Source organism: Paraburkholderia guartelaensis (assembly GCF_004353905.1).
GTDB lineage: Bacteria > Pseudomonadota > Gammaproteobacteria > Burkholderiales > Burkholderiaceae > Paraburkholderia > Paraburkholderia guartelaensis.
Map to the genome: position 1 here is coordinate 260,338 of NZ_SMOD01000008.1, position 21,161 is coordinate 281,498.

Annotated in this window: 18 protein-coding genes and 1 pseudogene; 7 read left to right on the forward strand and 12 right to left on the reverse strand. The window is 64.2% G+C overall.

What is annotated here, in order from left to right:
• Positions 1 to 19 precede the first annotated feature (19 nt).
• Positions 20 to 979, forward strand: a complete 960-nt coding sequence (locus tag E1N52_RS13210) for a DNA-binding protein (RefSeq protein ID WP_133183225.1) — start codon at positions 20 to 22, stop codon at positions 977 to 979.
• A gap of 62 nt (positions 980 to 1,041) precedes the next feature.
• Here E1N52_RS13210 and E1N52_RS13215 read toward each other — a convergent pair whose 3' ends face one another.
• On the reverse strand, positions 1,042 to 1,515 hold the full coding sequence (locus E1N52_RS13215; protein ID WP_069263434.1) for an Lrp/AsnC family transcriptional regulator: 474 nt from the start codon (positions 1,513 to 1,515) through the stop codon (positions 1,042 to 1,044).
• 141 nt (positions 1,516 to 1,656) lie between these two features.
• Between E1N52_RS13215 and E1N52_RS13220 the strand changes: the two genes are divergently transcribed.
• Together E1N52_RS13220 and E1N52_RS13225 are read left to right on the forward strand one after the other, a co-directional pair.
• Complete coding sequence (locus E1N52_RS13220; RefSeq protein ID WP_246089047.1) at positions 1,657 to 5,187, forward strand: indolepyruvate ferredoxin oxidoreductase family protein; 3,531 nt, start codon at positions 1,657 to 1,659, stop codon at positions 5,185 to 5,187.
• Positions 5,188 to 5,227: 40 nt separating this feature from the next.
• Positions 5,228 to 5,995 (forward strand): SDR family NAD(P)-dependent oxidoreductase, encoded by a 768-nt coding sequence (locus tag E1N52_RS13225; RefSeq protein WP_133183226.1) that lies wholly within the window; start codon positions 5,228 to 5,230, stop codon positions 5,993 to 5,995.
• Between the two features lie 202 nt (positions 5,996 to 6,197).
• Here E1N52_RS13225 and E1N52_RS44035 read toward each other — a convergent pair whose 3' ends face one another.
• Positions 6,198 to 6,353, reverse strand: coding sequence for a hypothetical protein (locus E1N52_RS44035; RefSeq protein WP_165979373.1), 156 nt, complete (start codon positions 6,351 to 6,353; stop codon positions 6,198 to 6,200).
• 446 nt (positions 6,354 to 6,799) lie between these two features.
• Here E1N52_RS44035 and E1N52_RS13230 point away from each other — a divergent pair, with 446 nt between their 5' ends.
• Positions 6,800 to 7,492: an alpha/beta hydrolase family protein gene (locus E1N52_RS13230; RefSeq protein ID WP_133183227.1), complete on the forward strand. Its 693-nt coding sequence runs from the start codon at positions 6,800 to 6,802 to the stop codon at positions 7,490 to 7,492.
• 362 nt (positions 7,493 to 7,854) lie between these two features.
• Here E1N52_RS13230 and E1N52_RS44825 read toward each other — a convergent pair.
• Positions 7,855 to 7,974: pseudogene (locus E1N52_RS44825) on the reverse strand (integrase); the annotation flags it as partial.
• 283 nt (positions 7,975 to 8,257) lie between these two features.
• On the opposite strand from E1N52_RS44825, the gene tcuC reads away from it, so the two are divergent.
• Both tcuC and E1N52_RS13245 read left to right on the forward strand, forming a co-directional pair.
• Positions 8,258 to 9,553, forward strand: a complete 1,296-nt coding sequence (gene tcuC, locus E1N52_RS13240) for an MFS transporter (RefSeq protein WP_133183228.1) — start codon at positions 8,258 to 8,260, stop codon at positions 9,551 to 9,553.
• A gap of 43 nt (positions 9,554 to 9,596) precedes the next feature.
• Positions 9,597 to 10,379 carry a substrate-binding domain-containing protein gene (locus tag E1N52_RS13245; RefSeq protein WP_133183229.1) on the forward strand — a complete coding sequence of 261 codons (783 nt, stop codon included), beginning with the start codon at positions 9,597 to 9,599 and terminating at the stop codon, positions 10,377 to 10,379.
• Positions 10,380 to 10,413: 34 nt separating this feature from the next.
• Here the strand turns inward: E1N52_RS13245 and E1N52_RS13250 are convergent, their stop codons facing one another.
• The 8 genes from E1N52_RS13250 to E1N52_RS13285 form a co-directional block, all read right to left on the reverse strand.
• Positions 10,414 to 11,382 (reverse strand): LysR family transcriptional regulator, encoded by a 969-nt coding sequence (locus E1N52_RS13250; RefSeq protein ID WP_133183230.1) that lies wholly within the window; start codon positions 11,380 to 11,382, stop codon positions 10,414 to 10,416.
• A 261-nt stretch (positions 11,383 to 11,643) separates the two neighbouring features.
• Complete coding sequence (gene metC / locus E1N52_RS13255; protein WP_133183231.1) at positions 11,644 to 12,840, reverse strand: cystathionine beta-lyase; 1,197 nt, start codon at positions 12,838 to 12,840, stop codon at positions 11,644 to 11,646.
• A gap of 83 nt (positions 12,841 to 12,923) precedes the next feature.
• On the reverse strand, positions 12,924 to 14,534 hold the full coding sequence (locus tag E1N52_RS13260; protein ID WP_133183232.1) for a rhodanese-like domain-containing protein: 1,611 nt from the start codon (positions 14,532 to 14,534) through the stop codon (positions 12,924 to 12,926).
• A 147-nt stretch (positions 14,535 to 14,681) separates the two neighbouring features.
• Complete coding sequence (locus E1N52_RS13265) at positions 14,682 to 15,278, reverse strand: cysteine dioxygenase family protein (RefSeq protein ID WP_133183233.1); 597 nt, start codon at positions 15,276 to 15,278, stop codon at positions 14,682 to 14,684.
• Positions 15,279 to 15,343: 65 nt separating this feature from the next.
• Positions 15,344 to 16,105, reverse strand: coding sequence for an amino acid ABC transporter ATP-binding protein (locus E1N52_RS13270; protein WP_133183259.1), 762 nt, complete (start codon positions 16,103 to 16,105; stop codon positions 15,344 to 15,346).
• A 26-nt stretch (positions 16,106 to 16,131) separates the two neighbouring features.
• On the reverse strand, positions 16,132 to 16,824 hold the full coding sequence (locus tag E1N52_RS13275; protein WP_133183234.1) for an amino acid ABC transporter permease: 693 nt from the start codon (positions 16,822 to 16,824) through the stop codon (positions 16,132 to 16,134).
• Between the two features lie 3 nt (positions 16,825 to 16,827).
• Positions 16,828 to 17,520, reverse strand: coding sequence for an amino acid ABC transporter permease (locus tag E1N52_RS13280; RefSeq protein WP_133183235.1), 693 nt, complete (start codon positions 17,518 to 17,520; stop codon positions 16,828 to 16,830).
• Positions 17,521 to 17,639: 119 nt separating this feature from the next.
• Positions 17,640 to 18,464 (reverse strand): transporter substrate-binding domain-containing protein, encoded by an 825-nt coding sequence (locus E1N52_RS13285; protein ID WP_133183236.1) that lies wholly within the window; start codon positions 18,462 to 18,464, stop codon positions 17,640 to 17,642.
• A gap of 214 nt (positions 18,465 to 18,678) precedes the next feature.
• Here E1N52_RS13285 and E1N52_RS13290 point away from each other — a divergent pair, with 214 nt between their 5' ends.
• Positions 18,679 to 19,548 carry a LysR substrate-binding domain-containing protein gene (locus E1N52_RS13290; protein ID WP_133183237.1) on the forward strand — a complete coding sequence of 290 codons (870 nt, stop codon included), beginning with the start codon at positions 18,679 to 18,681 and terminating at the stop codon, positions 19,546 to 19,548.
• Between the two features lie 78 nt (positions 19,549 to 19,626).
• On the opposite strand, the gene E1N52_RS13295 is transcribed toward E1N52_RS13290, so the two are convergent.
• Entirely contained in the window at positions 19,627 to 21,159 is a 1,533-nt protein-coding gene (locus tag E1N52_RS13295; protein ID WP_246089048.1) for a class I adenylate-forming enzyme family protein, read from the reverse strand.
• Between the last annotated feature and the right edge of the window lie 2 nt (positions 21,160 to 21,161).

Below are 21,161 nucleotides of genomic sequence, written 5' to 3' on the forward strand. Positions count from 1 at the left end.
TCCAGCCCCGCACTGCCCCATGACCGACGTCGCCCCCGACGAAGTACGCCTCGCCGCCGAGATCGAACGGCTCAAGGCCGAGTTTCCCAAAACGCGTGAGCTGTATCGCGAAGTGTGCGCGCTCATGTTCTTCCGTTACGGCATCACGCCCACGGCCAATCGCCTCTATCAGCTCGTGCGCCGTGGCAGCATGAGCACGCCTACGGCAGTGCTTTCGGAGTTCTGGGCCACCCTGCGCGAGAAGAGCCGCGTGCGTATCGAGCACGCCGATCTGCCCGAGGATCTGCAAGGGGCCGCCGGCGAACTGATGGGCGCGCTCTGGACGCGCGCCACGGCGGCCGCGCAGGCGTCGCTCGAAGCGCTGCGGCTCGAAGTGGAGGACGCGCGCCGCGCCGCGGAAGGCGCGACCGCCGCCGTGCGCGCAGACCTGGCCCACACGGAGGTGGCGCTCGAACAGCGCACCGCCGCGCTGCTCACGGCGCAGGTGCGCATTCAGGAACTGGAGCAAGCGCAAGCCGCAGCGGTTGCCACGCGCGGCGCACTCGAAGCGGAACTGGCGCGCGAGCGCGAGGCGAGCCGCGAACGCGACACGGCGCTCACCCAGGCGCGCGCCGACTTTGCGGCCGAGCGCGACAAGCTGCGCGCAAGCGCCGAACTCGCGGAAACGCGCTGGCAGGCAGCGGAGAAGCGCGCCCAGCTCGAAATCGAGCGCGAGCGCACGGCGAACGCGCGTTTGCAGCGCGACGCCGAAGCCGCCGTGCAGCGTGCGGCTCGCACGGAGGAAAGTGCGCGCGCCGAAATTCAGGCACTGCAGACGCAGCTAGGCGATTTGCGCCACCAGGTGGGCATGCTCGAAGGCCGGCTCGACGCGCTGCGTTCGACCCACGAAATTCAGGTACGCGATCGTGAGACCGCACCGGAGAAGCGCGCGGCCGCGAGGCCGTTGCGAGCGGCGCGCAAGACGGGCCAAAAGGCGTGAAGTCTTTGGCCACGCGGCGATTCCATTGACATCCTGACTGAACGGCAGCGTTGCGCCGCGTATCACTCGTCGCGCACGCGCACCGGCAGCTCGGTCTTGTACTCCACGCGGCGCAGCGCCACGGAAGTGTGAATGTCACGCACGCCCTCGATCTTGGTGAGGCGCGTCATGACGAAACGCTCGATGCCCGCAATGTCGCTCGCCACCACGCGCAGCATGTAGTCGAACGCGCCCGTCATCAAATAACACTCCATCACTTCGTCGTAGTTCGAGATCGCGCGCTCGAACGCGGCTAGCCGTGTCTCGTTCTTCTTCTCGATTGCCACCGACACATACGCGTTGACGGGAAAGCCTGCCTTCTCCTGATCGAGCAGCGTGACGTACTGCGTGATGACGCCGCGCTCTTCGAGCATACGGATGCGCCGGTAGAACGGCGAGAGCGAAAGCCCGAGCGATTCCGCGAGGTCCGCGGACTTCACGTGCGCGTCGCGCTGCAGGGCGTGCAGGATGGCCACATCCACGCGGTCGAATTTCATTGGCCAGCTTTCCCTGAAAAAGGTGTATTTGGGGCGAGTGTTGCTAATTCTCGAGCATTCTGTGGCTCAGTTTGGCACGAATCGCCGCTATTGGCTACCTAGAATCCGCTAATACCCACAAGCCGAACAGCGGAGACAACCATGAACATGCGAGCCGTCGAGACCGACCGCCAGATCGATACGGACTATCGCCTCGAAGACCGCTACCTGCGCGAGGACGGCGCGGTGTTTCTCACCGGCACCCAGGCGCTCGTGCGCATCCTGATCGAACAGGCGCGCGCGGACCGGCATGCCGGCCTGAAAACGGCGGGTCTCGTCTCCGGCTATCGCGGCTCGCCGCTCGGCGGATTCGATCAGGAACTGTGGCGCCAGAAGGCACTGCTCGCGGACTTCGACGTGCGCTTCGAGCCGGGCCTGAACGAGGACCTTGGCGCGACCATGCTGTGGGGCGCGCAGCAACTCGATGCGTTTCCCGGCAAACGTGTGGAAGGCGTGTACTCGATGTGGTACGGCAAGGGGCCGGGCGTGGACCGCACCGGCGACGTGTTCCGCAACGCGAACATGCTCGGCACCGCGCGGCACGGCGGCGTGCTGGCGGTGGCGGGCGACGACCATGCGGCGCAGTCGTCGATGTTTCCGCACCAGACAGATCACGTCTTCGAAGGCGCGATGATGCCCATTCTCTTTCCGGCGTCGGTAGAGGAGTACATCGAGTACGGGCTCACGGGCTACGCGCTTTCGCGTTTCAGCGGACTGTGGGTCGGTTTCAAGGCGATTACGGAGACGGTGGAAAGCGGCCGTTCGATGCGCGTGGGCCGCGGCGTGCCGTTGCGTTTGCCCGCGGACATCGCGGTGCCTGCGCAGCGCGGCTTCAATTACGACCCGCAATTGCGCTGGCCCGCGGAGCGCGCCGAACTGGAGCGCCGCGTGCTCGAAGAGCGCCTGCCGGCCGCACTCGCCTTCATGCGCGCGAATCCGCTCGACCGCGCGTTGCTGCGGCCTGCGCATGCGCGCGTGGGCATCGTGACGGTGGGCAAGGCGCATGCGGACCTGCTGGCCGCGTTCGAGGCGTTGGGCCTCACGGCAGAGCGCCTCGAACAACTCGGTATCGGGCTTTATAAGGTCGGCATGATCTGGCCGCTCGAAACGGAAGGACTCAAGGCGTTTGCCCGCAGCATGCAGGCGCTGTTCGTCGTGGAGGAAAAGCGCTCGTTCGTGGAGCGGCAAATCAAGGAAGCGCTCTTCAACGTGCGCGCCGACGAGCGGCCGTCCGTGCACGGCAAGACGCTTGGCGAGCACGAGCCGCTGCTTCCCGCCGCGATGGAGTTCGCACCCGAGCAGCTTGCGCACGCGCTGCAGCGGTTTTTCCGGCACATCGAGATCGATGTGCCGCTGGTCGCTACCGGCGCAAGCCACGCGCGTTCGGGCGCGCAGCGCGTGATCGCGCTTTCGCAAGTGCCGCAAGGCGAACCGCTCACCCGCAAGCCTTTCTTCTGCGCGGGCTGCCCGCACAATACGTCGACGCGTCTGCCGGACGGCTCGCATGCCGCGGCAGGCATCGGCTGCCACATCATGGCGCTCGGTGAGGCAGGCAACACGGCGACGTTTTGCCAGATGGGCGGCGAAGGCGTGCAGTGGGTCGGCATGTCGACCTTTACCGACATGCCGCATCTGTTCGTGAATCTCGGCGACGGCACCTACCAGCACTCGGGCAGCCTGGCGATCCGCCAGGCCGTGGCGGCGCGCGCGAACGTCACCTACAAGATCCTCTTCAACGACGCGGTGGCGATGACCGGCGGCCAGCCCGCCGAAGGCGGCCTCACCGTGCATCGCGTGGTGGCGCAGGTCCAGGCCGAAGGCGTGAACGAAGTCGTTGTGGTGACTGACCGGCCCGAGCAGTACGTGGGCTCGCTTGCGTTGCCAGCGAGCGTGACGCTCTTGCACCGCGACGCGCTCGATGCGCTGCAACGCCGTCTGCGCGAGCAGAAGGGCGTTTCGGTGATCGTCTACGACCAGACCTGCGCCGCCGAAAAGCGCCGCCGCCGCAAGCGCGGCAAGCTGATCGATCCGCCCACGCGTGTGGTGATCAATCCGGCGGTGTGCGAGGGCTGCGGCGACTGTTCCGTGCAGTCGAACTGCATCGCGATCGAGCCGCTCGAAACGGAGCTGGGCCGCAAGCGGGCCATCAATCAATCGAGCTGCAACAAGGACACCTCGTGCGTGAAGGGCTTTTGCCCGAGCTTCGTGACGGTGGAAGGCATGGAGCCGAAGCGCCCGGACGCCGCGCGCATTCAGCGCATCGAAGCGGAACTGCGCGCCACGCTCGCGCCGCCCGCACGCGTGCCACAGCCGCTGGAGCAACATCTGCGCATGGTCGTGACCGGCGTGGGCGGCACGGGCGTCGTGACGATCGGCGCGATACTCGCCATGGCCGCGCACCTCGAAGGGCGCGGCGCCTCGACGCTCGACTTCACCGGGCTCGCGCAGAAGAACGGCGCCGTGTTGAGCCACGTTCAGATCGCGCAGAGCCGCGGGCTCATCACCACTTCGCGTATCGGCGCACATGCGGCCAATGTGCTGCTGGGCTGCGACGCCGTGGTGGCGGCATCGTCTGGCGCGCTCTCGCGCCTGCCGGCCAGCGGCGCGCGCGCGATCGTGAACGAGCGCATCAATGCGACCGCCGACTTCGTACGCGACGGCGATCTGCCGGTGAGCAAAGTCGTGCATCAAGCGGCGATCGAGAGCGCGATGGGTGCGGACGGCTCGGTGTTCTGGGACTGCACGGCGGCTGCGGAAGCGATTTTCGGCGACGCCATTGCCTCGAACATGATGATGGTGGGCTACGCGTATCAGTCGGGCCTCGTGCCGCTTTCCGAAGCATCGATCCTGCGCGCAATCGGGCTCAATGGCGCGGCCGTGAAGATGAACGAGCGCGCGTTCCTTTGGGGACGTTTGATCGCACAAGATGCTCGCGCGCTCGAACGCGTGACGGGAGCGGACGTTGCGGCCGCGGACACGCCGTTCGATTTCGCGCGCTTCGTGGCCGAGCGAGAGCGCGATCTGACGCAATATCAGAACGCCGCCTATGCGAAGCGCTATCGTGCGCTGGTCGAAACCGTCGCGCAGGCAGAGCGCGGAATTGAAGGCTCGCGCGGCGCGCTTGCGCAAGCGGCAGCGCGCCATTACTTCAAGGTGCTTGCCTATAAGGACGAGTACGAGGTGGCGCGCCTGCACACGGATGGCGGTTTCGGCGCGTACCTCGCCGGTTTGTTCGATGGCACGGCGGGCAAGAAGACGTTCCACATGGCGCCGCCGATCCTCACACGCCGCGACGCGCAAACGGGACGCCGCAACAAGATCGCGCTGCGTGGCGTGTGGGCCGAGCCGCTGCTGCGCGTGCTCAAGCACGGCAAGGCGCTGCGCGGCACGCCATTCGATCCGTTCGCACGGCAACGCGACCGCGTGATCGAGCGCGCGATGATCGGCGAATTCGAGGACGACGTTCGCCTCGTGCTCGGCAAGCTTACGCATCAGACGCTTGCGTCGGCCGTCGGCCTGCTCGGCGTGCCGGGTGCGGTGCGCGGCTTCGGTATCGTCAAGGAACGCAACTACGAGCGTTCGCGCAACGTGCGCGAAAAGTATCGCGCGGAGCTGGCGGGCGAGACGATTTAAAAGATCGGATAACTAACGGAAAACTACGGAGAAGACTCAGATGATTGTGCAGGACAAGACGTTTTTCATCACGGGCGGTGGTTCAGGACTCGGCGCGGCGGTGGGCCGTCATCTGCTCGAGCGCGGCGCGAACGTCGTGTTCGCCGATATCGACGTAGCCCGTGCGCGTGACGAGGCGGCGCTTGGCGGCGGCCATGCTCTGGCCGTCGAGGTGGACGTGACGCTGGCAGCAAGCGTCGAGGCAGCGATTGCGCTCGTCACGAAGCGCTTCGGTGCGCTGCATGGCGTGGTCAACTGCGCGGGGATCGCACCGGCGCAGCGCATCGTCGGCAAAGAGGGCGCGCATTCGCTCGATCTGTTCGCGAAGGTCGTGAGCGTCAACCTCATCGGCACCTTCAACGTGATGCGCCTCGCCGCCGTGGCGATGGCGAACAATACGCCCGACGCCGGCGGCGAGCGCGGCGTGATCGTCAATACGGCTTCGGTAGCCGCGTACGATGGCCAGATCGGGCAGTCGGCCTATGCGGCTTCGAAGGGCGGCGTCGTTTCGCTTACGCTGCCGGCGGCGCGCGAACTGGCGCGCAACGGGATTCGCGTGGTGACCATCGCGCCTGGCATTTTCGAAACGCCAATGCTGCTCGCCATGCCCGTCGAAGTGCAGCAGGCGCTGGGCGCGGGCGTGCCGTTTCCGCAGCGCCTTGGCCAGCCCGCGGAGTTCGCCGCGCTCGTCGAGCATATCGTCGGCAACCGCTATTTGAACGGCGAGGTGATCCGGCTTGATGGCGCGTTGCGGATGGCGCCGCGCTGATATCGCCGCGCAAGGGTAAGAAAGCCCAGCGGCCAACCGATGCCGCCCCTGACCAGCTGCGACGGCCGTTGTTTTGGCTGCCCGGTGCAAGTCGGGCAGTGTGAGGTAGCGGTATAGCTGCGTTTGCGCGTGGTGCCGCGGGACGGGTGGCGACTGGCGCGAGAGCGCCGAGGACGACGACGCCTGTCTTTGACGACGGGGATCAGCCGTTCAGTTGCGACTCGACGTTGAGGACGATCTGTGCGAGCGGGTTGTTGTCTGCGGACTGGGGCGCGAACTTGATCTGGGCGAACGTGACAACAGCCAAAGCGACGACGACGAGGGCGGCAGATGCGGCGATGCGGGGAATGTATTTCACAGGGACTTCCTTTCGAGGTGTAGGCAGAAACTGGCGAAGCTGACAGGGGGCCGAATCACTTCGACGCCATGGCTGTCGACAACCGGCAAGGCCGCACACGGGGTCCGATCGCGCCTGGCGATCTGGACCGCACTGCAAAAAGAGGGGCGACCCAAACGCTGCCACTATAAAGGTTTTACCCGTGTGTGCAGTGCGACACCCGGTCGCCAGTGGGTGCTTAATTCTTGAGCAGCGCTTCGTGATTGAAAGGTCTATGTAGGCCGTAACGAGCAGTGCGGCACTAGACATATCGCGACTGCGGCGCCGTTCACGACGGGCGCGCGCTCCATGGATCGGCCGGCAAACTCCGCCTGCGCAATGCCTTGCCGGACGCCGCCACAAACGCTCCCCGATGCCTTATTGATGCAGAATCGGCGCAATGGCCACAACGACACGACCTGAATACGATGGACGACCCAGAATCGCTTTCCCTGGCACTGCCCGACGGCACTAAGGTCTCTGCGCTCCTCCGGGTGCCGGAGCACGCGCGAGCCCTGTATGTCTTCGCGCACGGTGCCGGGGCGGGCATGCAGCATGCCGGTATGTCGTCATTGGCCGACGCGCTTGCGGCGGCCGATGTCGCCACATTGCGCTACCAGTTTCCGTACATGGAGCGGGGCTCGAAGCGGGTGGACTCGCCGGCCGTGGCGCATGCTGCCGTGCAGGCAGCAGTCGCGGAGGCCCGCCGGCGGCTGCCAGCCCTGCCGCTCTTCGCGGGCGGCAGGTCGTTCGGCGGCCGCATGACGTCGCAGGCCCAAGCCATCTCCCCGCTCGACGGCGTGCGTGGCCTCGCTTTCGTCGCATTCCCACTGCACCCGGCGGGCGCGCCCGGCGTGGAGCGGGCACGGCACCTGGCGGACGTCACGGTGCCGATTCTCTTCCTGCAGGGCACGCGCGACAAGCTGGCCGAGCTTCACCTGCTGAGGTCGGTCGTAGAGACGCTTGGGCCACGCGCCACGCTGCATGTGGTGGACGACGCAGATCATTCGTTCCACGTGCGCGCGTCCTCCGGCCGGACCGACGCGGAGGTCGTGCTCGAACTGGCACGGACGATGTCGGCGTGGTTCTTCGCCGAAGGAGAGTTCGTGCCAGTTACCTGAGCAAGCGCAGGTGCTCAATCCCTTCGCTATCCGCAGATGGTCTGTCGCATAGCCACGATTAGCGACGCCGTCGCGTCAGAGGGATGGTGTCGGCAACTTCGCTGCTGTAGTTGGCGCTCGTTGGTGGAGAGACCCTAAGTCGTATCTCACGCAATTCGTGGCGTCGAACTGTGTCGGTGGATGAGTCCAGGAAATCAGGCGCGAGTCGATAAATCTACAAAGACTTCAACTGAACCGAAGATCGAGTAGAGCCCGATTGGGAGTGCGTGAACGTCCGTTAAGGCTTGAGAAGCAGCCGACTATGCTTTTGGCTCTAACGTCGCTTCCTGGCCGGCAAGCGACCGCTCGTCGGCCAGTCGCCGTCATACTTCGGTTCGCTCTGCCATTTCAATAGCATCGTCGATCTCAATGCCGAGGTAGCGAACGGTCCTCTCGAGCTTTGTACGTCCGAGCGGCAATTGCACCGCGCGGAGGTTCTTCGTTTCCGCCGTTCACGTCGCCCCCTCGAGTGGCGCAATCGCGCTTCAAAGCCGACTCGTAATCAGCATTCAGACGCGTATCAATACGCGGGTGGTGGGCCAGTGACGATCGCCGCCGCGTGGCGGCACACGAAACGGCGCGGCGGCTTCAACGTCGATTGATAACGATAGAACATCAATCGTTCCGAAAATTGCACTTATCGATTTGCCGGCTCCGGGCGAACATTGCCAAAAACCGCAATCGACCGGAACGCCGCGCATGTTCCGCAATTCAGGAGACACCTCGATGCACCCGTCGTCTAATCTTTCGACCAGACGTTCAAAGGCCGCCGCGGTTTTCCGCGTAACGGCCGGGAATTTCCTGGAGCAGTTCGACTTCTTCCTGTTCGGCTTCTACGCCACGCAGATCGCCAACGTTTTCTTTCCCGCCAGGAGCGAGTTCGCCTCGTTGATGATGACGTTCGCGGTCTTCGGTGCCGGCTTCCTGATGCGGCCGCTGGGCGCGATCGTGCTTGGCGCCTACATCGACGACGTCGGCCGCCGAAAGGGCCTCATCGCCACGCTTTCCATCATGGCGAGCGGCACCATCCTGATCGCGTTCGTACCGGGCTATGCGACGATCGGATTTCTCGCGCCCGCGCTCGTGCTGCTCGGGCGGCTGCTACAGGGCTTCTCGGCGGGCGCCGAACTGGGCGGCGTGTCGGTGTATCTCGCCGAGATGGCCACGCCCGGCCGCAAAGGTTTCTTCACGAGCTGGCAGTCCGCGAGCCAGCAGGTAGCGATTGTCGTCGCTGCGGGCCTCGGCTTCGCGCTCAACCAATGGCTGAGCGCACCGGCCATCGCCGCATGGGGCTGGCGCGTACCGTTCTTCGTCGGCTGCATGATCGTGCCGTTTATCTTCATGCTGCGTCGCAATCTGGAGGAAACGCAGGAGTTCAAGGCGCGCCAGCATCGTCCGGGCATGAAGGAAGTATTCGGCACGCTGGTCCAGAACTGGGCTGTCGTCGTCGCCGGCATGATGCTGGTGGCGATGACCACCACGAGCTTCTATCTCATCACGGTCTACGCGCCGACTTTCGGCAAGACAGTCCTGCACCTGAGCACCGCCGACAGTCTGCTCGTGACGCTGTGTGTCGGCGTGTCGAACTTCGTGTGGCTCCCGATCGGCGGGGCGCTCTCCGACAAGATCGGCCGCCGGCCGCTCCTCGTCGGCATGACGGTGCTCGCCATCGCGACCGCATATCCGGCACTGTCGCTGCTCGCTCACGCGCCGAGCTTCGTCAACATGCTGCTCGTCCTCCTTTGGCTCTCGTTCATGTACGGAATCTATAATGGCGCGATGGTCGTCGCGCTCACGGAAGTGATGCCGGTGCAGGTACGCGTTGCTGGCTTCTCGCTCGCCTACAGCCTCGCTACGGCCGTGTTCGGCGGCTTCACGCCCGCGATCTCGACAGCGCTCATTCATATGACAGGCGACAAGGCCGCACCCGGCTACTGGATGAGCCTCGCCGCAGCGTGCGCCCTTTTGGCGACGTTCGCGCTCTATCGCCGCCGCGCACCGACTCTGACGCCGGCGCACTGATGCGCTTCCCCCGCACCCATCGCAACCCTGCACGACCACAACCATGAGAAACCTGCTTCTGAAACTTTGCGCGGCAGCGCTCGTCGCAACCTCGGCCGCTGCGGCGAACGTGCAGGCCGCCGACCTGCACGTCATGAGCTCGGGCGGCTTCACCGCCGCGTACAAGGTGCTCGGCCCAAGGTTCGCTTCCCAGACGGGCAACACGCTCGACACCGCGCTTGGGCCCTCGATGGGCAAATCGCCCGAAGCGATCCCCAACAGGCTCGAGCGTGGCGAGCCTGCGGACGTCGTCATCATGGTCGGCTACGCACTTGACGAGCTGATCAAGCAAGGCAAGGTCATTCCCGGATCGCGGGTCGAGCTGGCCGATTCGCGCATCGGCATGGTCGTGCGTGAAGGTGCGGCGAAGCCCGACATCGGCTCGGCTGAAGGCCTCAGGCAGACCTTGCTGCATGCGAAATCGATTGCCTACTCGGACAGCGCGAGCGGCGTCTATATCGAGCGAGAGTTGTTCGGGAAGCTCGGCATCGAGGACCAGGTCAGGTCGAAGGCGAAGATGATCCCGCGCATTCCCGTGGCGTCGGTGGTGGCGAACGGTGACTACGAAATCGGCTTCCAGCAGGTGAGCGAACTGCTGCCCGTCCAGGGTGCCACGTTCGTTGGCAAGATTCCCGAGTCTCTGCAGTCCGTCACGCGTTTCGCCGGCGGAATCCCCGTGGGCGCGCAGCATCCGAAGGAAGCGAAGGCGCTCCTCGACTATCTCGCATCGCCCGATGTGCAACCCGAAGTGAGATCGACCGGGCTCGATTCCGTCTCCCCGCGTTGAGGCAGAAGCATGGGAAGGCTTGTCTCAGCCAGCCTCACGATGCGGTCTTCCTTCTCGTCTTCGCTGTCGTCGTCGCTCTGTTGCCCACGGCATCATTGCGTGCGATGCCGGCGCGCTTCGTCTCGATGATCGTCCGGTGAAACTCCTCTGCAGCCGGTGTGAGCGGCCGTCCGCGCCGTCTTACGATTCCCACGCGTCGTTTCACCACCGGTTCGACGAGCGGCACGCTCGTGAGGATTGGGTGGTCATGTCCGGGCATGGCCATAGACGGCACGGCGGCGACGCCGAGCCCCGCTTCAATCAATCCGAGCATGGTGGTGACGTGCCGTGTCTCGCAAACGCTCGGCGCTCGCGGTGCCACGGCAGTGAGCGCCTGGTCGAGCAACAGGCGGTTACCGGAAGTCTTGTCGACCGAGACGTAGTCGTGTTCGTAGAGCTCGTCCCAGGTCACACGCTTCTTGCGTGCGAGGGGATGGTCGCGGCGGCAGGCAGCAACAAACCGCTCCTGCAGCAGGACTTTGAACTCGATCTCGGACTCTTGACTGCCCATGAAGCTCACGCCGAAATCAGCCTCGCCGCTGATGACGGCGCCCAGCACCTCGTTGGCGCTCGAATCGAGGAGCTTGACCCGGATGCGTGGAAAGCGGCGATGATAGTTCGCGATAACGCCCGGCAGAAAGTAATACGCCACCGAAGGCACGCACGCGATAGTCACATGACCCAGGCGGGTCGATGAAACATCGCGAATGCCGAGCAGCGCGACGTCAAGATCATTGAGCAGTTGTTCTGCGCTTTGGGCGAACACGCGGCCGACGGTGGTGAGCGTGACGCTGCGCGTGGTGCGCTCGAAGAGACGCACGCCGAGTGCCTCCTCGAGCTTGTCGATCCGGCGGCTCAACGCTGGCTGGGATATGCTCACCGCCTCCGCGGCCTTTCGGAAGCTTCCCAGCTCCACCACCGCGCGAAACGCCTGCAAATCATTCAAGTCAAAGTTCACGCCCACGACCAGCCTCCGCATCCTGGATGTCGACTATTTTGCATGATTCAGCAGAGATCGCCTGCACCCAATCGCTGCTGGTATCCGCAGCCTTTGATTGGGCGCCACTGACATGATGGACGAGACATGGTCAGAGGCAACGGGATCGATGATCATTGCACGATCGCGCGCATCCAGGCCAGCGCGCAATCTTTTGGAGACTGCTGCGCGGGCGCGAACTGGCGCCGGCCGAGATTGAACTCGTTTGGCAATGTAGCGTGGCACTGGCTACGCCCGGTCCCTGGTCACCGCATTAAGGCTTTGCGCAAGATCGTCGATGAGGTCATGCGGGTCTTCCAGTCCTATATGCAGTCGCACGATCGGTCCAGCGGTCCGCCAGTCTTCGCAGATTCTCGTGTCAGCGACGTTGACGACCGTCGCGAGGCTTTCGAAGCCGCCCCATGAGGCGCCGATGCCGAATAGCGCCAGGCCGTCGACAAAGCGTGCGGCCGCATCGGGCGACACGTCGGATAGTTCGAGTGAAATCAGCCCGTTTGTGCCACTACAGTCGCGTTGCCATAGCTTGTGGCCCGGGTGTTCCGGCAGTGCAGGACAGAATACGCGGGCAACAATGGGCTGCGCCGCGAGCCAGTGTGCGACCTCGAGCGCATGCTTTTCGTGCATCGCCAGCCGGGCACCTAACGTGCGCGTGCCACGCAGCACGAGGTATGCGTCGTCCGGGCTGACTGCAACGCCTTGCGCGTCGCTCATCGTTGAGAGCGGCTGCCAGGCCGCTTCGGTCGTTGTGACGGTTCCCATCATCACGTCGGAATGGCCGCTCAGGTACTTGGTGGCCGCCATGATGGAAATGTCGGCACCCAGCGTCAACGGTCGATACTGCACGCCGGACCCCCATGTGTTGTCGGCTGCCAGTAGCGCTCCATGGCGATGCGCCAACTCGGCAAGCGCTGGGAGATCGCATAGCTCGTAGACCAGTGAGCCGGGGCATTCGGCGTAAATGAGCCTGGTGCGGGGTGTCATGTGGCTAGCGGCATCGGAGCCGTCAGCACGAAAGTATGTAACGTTGACCCCCCATGGCTCGAGGAACGTTCGAACGAAGTGGCGCAGCGGCTGATAGACACAATCAGAGATCAGCACGTGGTCGCCGGGGCGAAGGTAGGCGAGGAACACCATCGTCATCGCAGCCAGACCCGTCGGGAAGAGTCTTGTGCGATAGCCTCCCTCGAGACCGGACACGACATCCTCGAGCGCGAACCCGGTTGGATTGCCTCGCGCGCCGTAGGTGAACAGGCGCTCGCTGCTGCGTCTGCGGCGGGCATCGTTCAGATCGGCCATGCTTTCGAATAGCGCCGTCGAGGCGCGCACGACGGGCGGATTGACCGCGCGGCCGCCGTTGACGACCGTGGACGTGCCGCCTTTGACGAGACGGGTAGCAAGGCGCGGGGAGTGCGAATCGCGGGGCATGAGCTTATGTACCTGGAAACGGGGGCCGGTGTCGGTGGGTTCTTGTTTGCCTTGGTGTGCTGGACTGCCCGCACACCCGTTGTTCACTTCGTCGCGGCGGCCTCGCCCAGACGAAAGGCGCTGCGTTCGTCGGCGTCGAGCTGGGCGAGCAGGCCGGTTTCCCACGCAAGATACTGGCGCGCCGCCGCCTTGTTGCCATCGTGACGATCATGCACGAAGAACAGGTAGTCGATACAGGCTTCGTCGGGCGGCATGTCGGGCGTGCTGATCACGGCCTCTCCCGCCGACGTCCACGCGCTCAAGCCGCCCGCGAGCAGCCTGAAGCTGCGCGTGTCGTGGGGCTGGCGTCGCCGCCAGTCCGCGACGAACAGCTCGGCCACGCCGCTCTCGTCCGCAATGAGCACGATGTCGCGGTCCGCGTGCAGATCGCGCGGATTGGCAAGGCGCGGACGAATAGCCCACTGCGAGCCGGGCACGTGCGCCTTGCGGTAGCTCTGGCTCGGGCGCAAGTCGATCACCTGCACGCGTTGCTGCGCCAGCGCGTCGGCTAGCGTGGGCACGTCGATTGACGCCAGCGTCGTTTGCACGGCCGGCGCCTGGACCGGCAGCGAGACGCCGCTTGCGAACGCATCGGGCAGCACGTACGCGTCATGCCCCAGCTGCCGCAGCCAGCTCGCGACGATCGGGGCGCGCACGCCGTCGCTATCGAACAGCACGATGCGTGCATGGCGCACGCCGATGTACTGATCCGTGGCCTGGATAAGCTGACCGCCCGGCGTGTGCTGCGCGCCGGGCAACGATCCGGCTGCGAATTCCTCGGGCGTGCGCACATCGCACAGATACAGCGTGCGTGTCGTATCACCGGCCCACTGCGCGAACGAGGCGGCGTCGACTTCGGGCACCGCGAAGCGGCTGGCCAGCGTGCGGCTCGCTTCGACCATGGGCGCGAGCGTGTTCTCTGTTACCGTATCCGGATAACGGCGCGTGCTGCCGTGCTCGAGCGGCAGGTCTTCGAGGTACCAGCCTTGCGTGCCGTTGGCGAGCGCCATCACCGGGTTGGGAATGCCAAGGTTGATCAGTGTTTGCGCGCCGATGATGCTGCGCGTGCGGCCCGCGCAGTTGATGACGATCGGCGTGCTCGCGTCGGGCACCAGCTCGCGGATGCGATAACCGAGTTCGCCGTTGGGACAACAGATCGACGAGGGGATCGTCATCTTCTGGTATTCGCCGAGCGTGCGGCCATCGAGGATCACGACCGGCTCGCCGCGTTCGCGCTTCGCGGCGAGTTCGAGCGCGGTGACGTGCGGCGTGTGATACGCATGCACGACCAGCTCGCCAAACGTCTTCGAGGGTACGTTGACGCCCGCGAATAGCGTATATCCGGCGCGCCGCCATCCCTCGGCGCCGTCCTTGAGTACGTGCACATCCGTGTAGCCGAGTGCGGCGAGGCGCGCGGCCGCATCGAGCGCGATGGTCGCATCGGTGTCGTAGAGCACGACGCGCGCCGCGCGGCGCGGTACGAGACGTCCAATCTCGAGTTCGAGGCGGCTATAGGGCAGCGGCACGCCGTGGAAGAGGTGCGCTTCGCCGTACTGGCCGTGCTCGCGCACGTCGAGAAGCGCGATCTCGGCGCCGTCGCGCAACCAGCCTTTGAGCGTGGCGGCATCGGTAAACGAAGGGAGCAAAGTGGTCATGTCGAAAGCATTGCCGTTGCGTAGGGTTGAACGGGTCCACACCGATTGCGTGGGCAATACGGCGCCTCGGTCCGTCGCGGCGGGCGCGGACCTTTGCTGGACACGGCGCCGTGAGAGCGCCGTGCCGGACCGGATAAGCGGGCGGTGTTAGCGGCGCGTCTTCACGCCGATCCCCATCACCTGATATGTGCCGTTTTGCACGTCGAACGTGATGCGCTCGGTGAGCGTTTCAAGCGCGCGGCCGTACATGTGCAGATGACGGATCGGCATTTCGCCCTTGATCTCGACGGCGTGAATGTCGTCCGAGGCGAGCGCGATGCCGTGACCGGGTTCGACCACGACGGTCTGCGTGACCTCGACTGAACCTACGCCGGGCGCCGTGCCGTCGTCGGTGCGGCGATAGACGTAGTTGTGCTCGACGCCGTCGACCGCCGCGATGCAGGCCCACGTCGTATGGTTGTGCGGCGTGATCTTTTTGCCGGGGCGCATGACGTTCAGATACAGCGCGTAGGTCTGGTCGCCATCTTCGTGAATGAGGTAGCGAGCCTGCAGTTCGCCGTCGGTAGGCGGCGGGAATTCGGCTTCCTGCCACAGCTCGCGGCGTGCGGCGAGCGACTTGACCTGCTCCAGCACGGCGGCCAGCGCCGGGCGCGTCTCGCCCGCGGGCGCGAGTTCGGTCTTCATTGCGGCAATCGCTTCGGCCACGGCGGCTTCGCGTTGTGCGGACAGGGATGGCGTGGACATGATGATCGGGTCTCCGGTTCGAAATCGTTTGGGGATGAGGTAGATGCGATGAACGTTCGCGCGGATCAGCCAGCGCCTTGCGCAACGAGTTCGCGCGGCGAGGAACGATGCACGTCATGCAGGAAGCGTCGCGCCCGCTCATGCTCAGGTTGACTAAAGAATCGGGCAGGCGGGGCATCTTCGAGCAACTGGCCCTGGTCCATGAACCACACTCGGCTCGAAACTTCGCGCGCGAAGTTCATTTCGTGAGTGACGATCATCATCGTCAGGCCTTCATCGGCAAGGCTTCGCATCACCTGCAGTACTTCCTGGACCATTTCCGGGTCGAGGGCGCTCGTGGGCTCGTCGAACAGCATCAGCGGCGGCTTCATGGCGAGCGCGCGCGCAATCGCCACGCGCTGCTGCTGGCCTCCCGAAAGATTCGCGGGCATCGCGTCGATCTTGTGCGCGAGCCCGACCTTTGCGAGCAGCTTTTCGGCCTGCGCCACGGCTTCGTCGCGAGACATGCCGAGCACTTTTGTCGGGCCGAGAATGAGGTTCTGCCGGACCGAGAGATTCTGGAAAAGATTGAAGCTCTGGAACACGAAGCCGATGCGGGCACGCAGCCGGTTGAGCTTCACGTCGCGCGCCTGGATGTCGTGCCCCTCGAACAGGATGCGTCCCTCCTCGATGGCTTCGAGCCGCGTGACGGTCCGGATCAGCGTCGACTTGCCGGAGCCGGACGGCCCGCATACGACGACGACTTCGCCACGTTCGATCACGGCGTCGATACCCTTGAGCACGTGGTGCTGACCGTAGTGCTTGTGCACATTCTCGAAGGCGAGCATGGTCATGGCGCTTCTCTCCTGCGAAGTCAGGCAAGGCCCGCGCGCTGGCGGGCGATGCGGCGCTCCAGCCGCCCAGCGAAGCGCGAGATGGCGAAGCACAGAATGAAATAGAAGCCAGCGAGCACGAGGAAAGTCTGCAGCGGGCTCGTCAGCGTGATTGTGTTGACCTGCGCCGCCGAATACGTGAGTTCGGGCACGCCGATCACGTACGCGAGCGAGGTCGCCTTGATGATCGAGACGAACTGGTTGACGATCGACGGCAGCATGTTGGCGAGCGCCTGAGGCAACTGCACGTAGCGCATGCTTTGCAGCCACGAGAGACCATTCGAGCGCGCGGCTTCCATCTGGCCTCGCGGCAGCCCTTCGAGCCCGGCACGCACGATCTGCGCGAGGAACGCGCTTTCATAGACGATGATCGCGCACACCGCCGTCGTGACCGCCGACACTTCCGCGCCGACCAGCAGCGGCACCGCGAAATAGGCCCAGAAAATCAGCATCAACAGCGGAATGCCGCGGATCAGACGCGTCCAGATCGTGGCGGCGCGCCGCAATCCGCGCAACGGGGAGACAAGGGCGAGACCGATTGCGACCGCAATCGGAAACGACACCACGAGCCCGAGCGCCGAAATGACGAGCGTGATCGCCACGCCACCGAGCGGCCCATGTGGCCAGTTGCCGACCAGAAAGAGTGCGAGATAGTTGTGCAGGATGTCGAACATGGCTCAGGTCCCGAGCGGCGTCGTACGACGCTTCGCGAAGTGATCCGCCAGCGCCATGAGCGCGAGCGTGCCGATCAGATAGAGGACTGTTGCGACGAGGAATACGTCGAAGGTGCGAAACGTCAGGTTGTCGATCTGGCGAGTGTTGTACAGCAGTTCGTGCACGCCGATCGCCATGGCGAGCGAGCTGTCCTTGAAGAGACGCAGCGCCTGGTTGAGCAGCCCCGGCAGCGCCACACGCATACCTTGCGGCAGGACCACGTAGCGAAACGCCTGCAGGTACGTGAGGCCGATCGAGCACGCCGCCTCGTGCTGGGTGTACGGAATCGAGCGCAAGCCGGAGCGCAGGTCTTCCGACATGAATGCGCCGTAGTTGAGAGACAGCGCGATCGTGGCGAAGAAGAACTCCGTATTCCCGGCGTTGACCCAGTGAAAGAGCGGCGCGGGCAGCAGTTGCGGCACGCCGAAATACCACACGAGAATCTGCACGAGCATCGGCACGTTGCGGTGATATTCGACGACGGCGATCACGAAGGCCTTGCACGCTTTGGCTGGCAGCGCGCGCAGCGTAGCGAGTACGACGGCCACGACGATCGCGAGCAGGCCCGAGACGATAAAGAGCTGCAAAGTGGTGAGCACGCCGTGGCGCAATAGCGGCAGATAACCGTCATCGAGCAGAAATGAAAAGTCGAACATGCTGGGGCGGGTCGTCAGAGGCGATGAAGAGCATCACCGGGGCGGTGCGAAGAGTACTCACTGGCGCCGCCTCGGCGACTTCCGTGCGAAGCCGCGTGCTTCGCGTGAAGCGCGTGCGCTTACTGCGTCCGGATCGGCTCGACCTTGTAGTCGCGCGTGAACTTGTACGGCGAATTCACGCCGAGCCATTTGTCGAAGCTCTGCTGCAATCCGCTCGACTTGTCGTAGTCGTGCAGAACCTTGTTGACCGCAGCCATCAACGCCGGCTCGTTCTTGTTTATCACCACGCCCCAGCGCTCCTCATACACCGGCGCAGCCAGCAAGCGGTATTGCGGGCCGCCCTTTTGCGCGGCTTCATTCGCAAAGCGCGCGAGGATGTTCTGGCCGGCGACGAGCCCCTCCACCTTGCCTTGCTGGAGTGCGAGGAATGCCGACGGAATATCGTGGAAGGTCAGCAGATTCGAGTTCGGCAGACGCGTGACGGACACTGCCGCTGAACTCGACCCTTCGGACGCGGCGATTTTCTTGCCGCTCAACTGTTCGAGGTTCTGGATCGAGGAGTCGGCGCGCACGAGCACACGGATAGGCGCGACGTAGTACTGGTCGCTGTAGTCGACCTGCGCGGCGCGGGCGGGCAACCAGGCCATGGCGGCAGCAAGCACGTCGACGCGATGCGTCTTCAGCTCGGGGATGCGCGCATCGGTCGACAGCGTTCGATGCTCGAGCTTGACGCCAAGCCCTTGGGCAAGCGCGCGGCATACGTCGACATCGAAGCCGACGATCTGGCGTGTGTTGGGATCGGGGAAGGCATACGGTTCGCTGGCGTTCTGCGTGCCGCACACGAGCGTGCCGCGAGCCTTGATGTCGGCAAGTTCATCCGCATGCACGCTGCTTACGCCGGCGAGGATGGTGATCATCAGGAAGGCGAGTTTTCGTTGCCACATAGAGCGGGGTCTCCTCCAGAAGGGAAGTCTCTGCGATGACCGGCGCTGCCTGGAGCCGTGCCTTCGTGCGTCGCCGATCTGTGCCGGCGCGCTCGCATGCTTCCGGTTGCATAAATTCTGCTTGAGTAACAGCAAGCTTATCGTTCAAAATTTTGGCTAACAATTTAATTCTTTGCCGGAAAGCATTAGCGTCGCTGAACTATTGGATCCCGGAATGCAAAACCTCGATATTGACCTGCTACGCACTTTCGTTGCCATTGCGCAGCGCGAAACGTTCGCCTCGGCGGCCGAACAGGTCGGGCGTACCCAGTCCGCGATCACGCAGCAGATGCAGCGGCTCGAACAGGAAGTGGGCTGCGTGCTGTTTGAAAAGCGTGGCCGGCAGAAGACGATGACGACGGATGGATCGAGGCTGCTCGCTTACGCGCAGAGGATCCTCGCACTCAACGACCAGGCGGTGCAGCTCGCGCGTTCGAGAGGCGCGGGCGAGAAAGTCCGGATCGGGTCGCCGCACGACGTGGCGGATTCGATCCTGCCTAACATGCTGAGACGTCTATCCAAGCTCTCGACCGAGCTGCAGATGGAAATCAACGTCGGTCGCAGCCCCTTCCTGATGGACGCGTTGCGCGAGGGCGAACTCGACCTCGTGATTTCGACGCGCTACGACGAAGCCTTTCCGGGCGTGAAGCTGCGCACGTCGCCGATGGTATGGATCTGCGCGGAAGATTTCACGTTCAACCCGGGGGAGCCGGTGCCGCTCGTCATGGCCGACGAGTTGAGCCTCTTTCGCAAGCTCTCGATCGCCCAACTCGACGCGCACGGCATTTCGTGGCGGACGAGTTTCATTTCCCCAACGCTAACGGGCATCAAGGCCGCGATCAGTGCAGGCCTTGGGGTCACTGCGCGGACCACCGAACTACTCGACGCGAATATGCGGGTGCTGACCGAGGGAGACGGTCTGCCGCGCCTTCCTGACGTCGCGTTCTACCTGTACGTGCAGCCGACCTGCACGAGTAACATTCTGCGCGAGCTGTTCGAGTCGACCGAACGTATCGCAACTCGCTTCGGACCTGCGTTCGTCTAACAGTCGCGGCTACGGCATACGGAGGGTACCCGACGGACGTCGAAACCAGACGCCTTCACGACGCTTTCTCGACGAAGGCTAGACCATGCTTTTGTACTCGCCCGCGGACAGTTGCGCCGCCAATACTTTTCTGTCTACTTTCCCGACCGCCGTTTCCGGCAGCGCGTCCACGAATACCACGTCGTGCGGCACATAAATGCGAGAAAGGCGCTTTTTTACAGCCTCCTTCACTCGTTCAGCATCGACCAATGCGCGGTCTTTCGGCACAACGAAGGCCACGGGCACTTCACCGAGATCGTGGTCCGCGCGCCCAACCACGCAGCACGCCGCGATGTCGTTTTCAGCGACGATCACGCTTTCGATCAGCAACGGTGAAAGGTTTTCCCCGCCGCGAATAATGACGTCCTTGATGCGGCCCGTGACGTAGAGGTAGCCATCGGTGTCGAAGCGGCCGAGGTCACCCGTATGGAGCCAGCCGTCGGTGACTGTACGCGCGGTTGCGTCCGCTGCACCGAGGTAGCCGGTCATGAGGTTCGGCCCCGCAATACAGATTTCCCCTTCGATTCCCGGCACGTCGGTCATGGTGCTATCGCCCAACTGGAGCTTGACGGTCTGTCCGGGCAACACCTTGCCAACTGAGCCCATGCGGCGTGCCGCTGGCGGATTGAGCGTGCTCGTGCAGGTGGCCTCCGACAAACCATACGAGATGACGAGGGGGCAGCCAAGCTTCGCTTCGACTTCACGATGCAGCGCCTCGGTAATGGGTGCCGAGCCGCAGCGCGCCATGCGCAGTGCCGCGAGCGCTTCGGCGTCGAACTGTTGCGCGAGCATGCGCGAGTACATCGTCGGCACGCCGGTGATGATGGTCGGCTTGTAGCGCTTCATCAGTTCGGGCATGTCCTCGGCCCGAAAGCGCGGAGAGAACACGACGGTCGCGCCCGCGAGCAGCGGTGCAAAGAGCTGGTTGTTCACGCCATTGGTGTGATAGATCGGCATCACGTGCAGCAGACGGTCATCGCCAGAAAGCGCGCTTTGTGCGAGGACACCGAGCGCATTGTTCAGCAGCGCCGCCTGCGTGAGTTGAACGACCTTGGGCCGTCCCGTGCTGCCCGACGTGAAGAGCAGCAGCGCGGCACTTGTCATGGGGACATCGACACGCTGGCAATGCGATGCTTCGGTCAAACTCGCAAACTGAATGGGCCTGGCCGCATCCGGAATGGCCAGTTCGCTGACGAGCGGCAAATTGTCGATATCGTGCACGACAAGGCGTGCGCTCGTTTCGATGAGTCGCGCGCTGACTTCTTCAGCAGGCAGCTTGGGTTCGAACACACACGGACACAAGCCAGCGCGAATCGACGCCAGCAGGACGATCACTGCATCGAGCGAACGGGTCATCACGATCGCAACGGCGTCGCCGGGACGTGCGTCGTACCGCAAAAGATTCGCCGCGACCGTGTCCGTATCGCGTGCGAGATCGGCGTACGAAATCGTTCGGGCTCCATCGGTGAGCGCGGGGCGTTGCTGTACGTCGGGCAGTTGCCAATACTGCTGAAAGGCCTGCGCGAGACTCGTCGGTCTATGTTCCAGATTCAGGGCAGTCGATGGCTTCACGT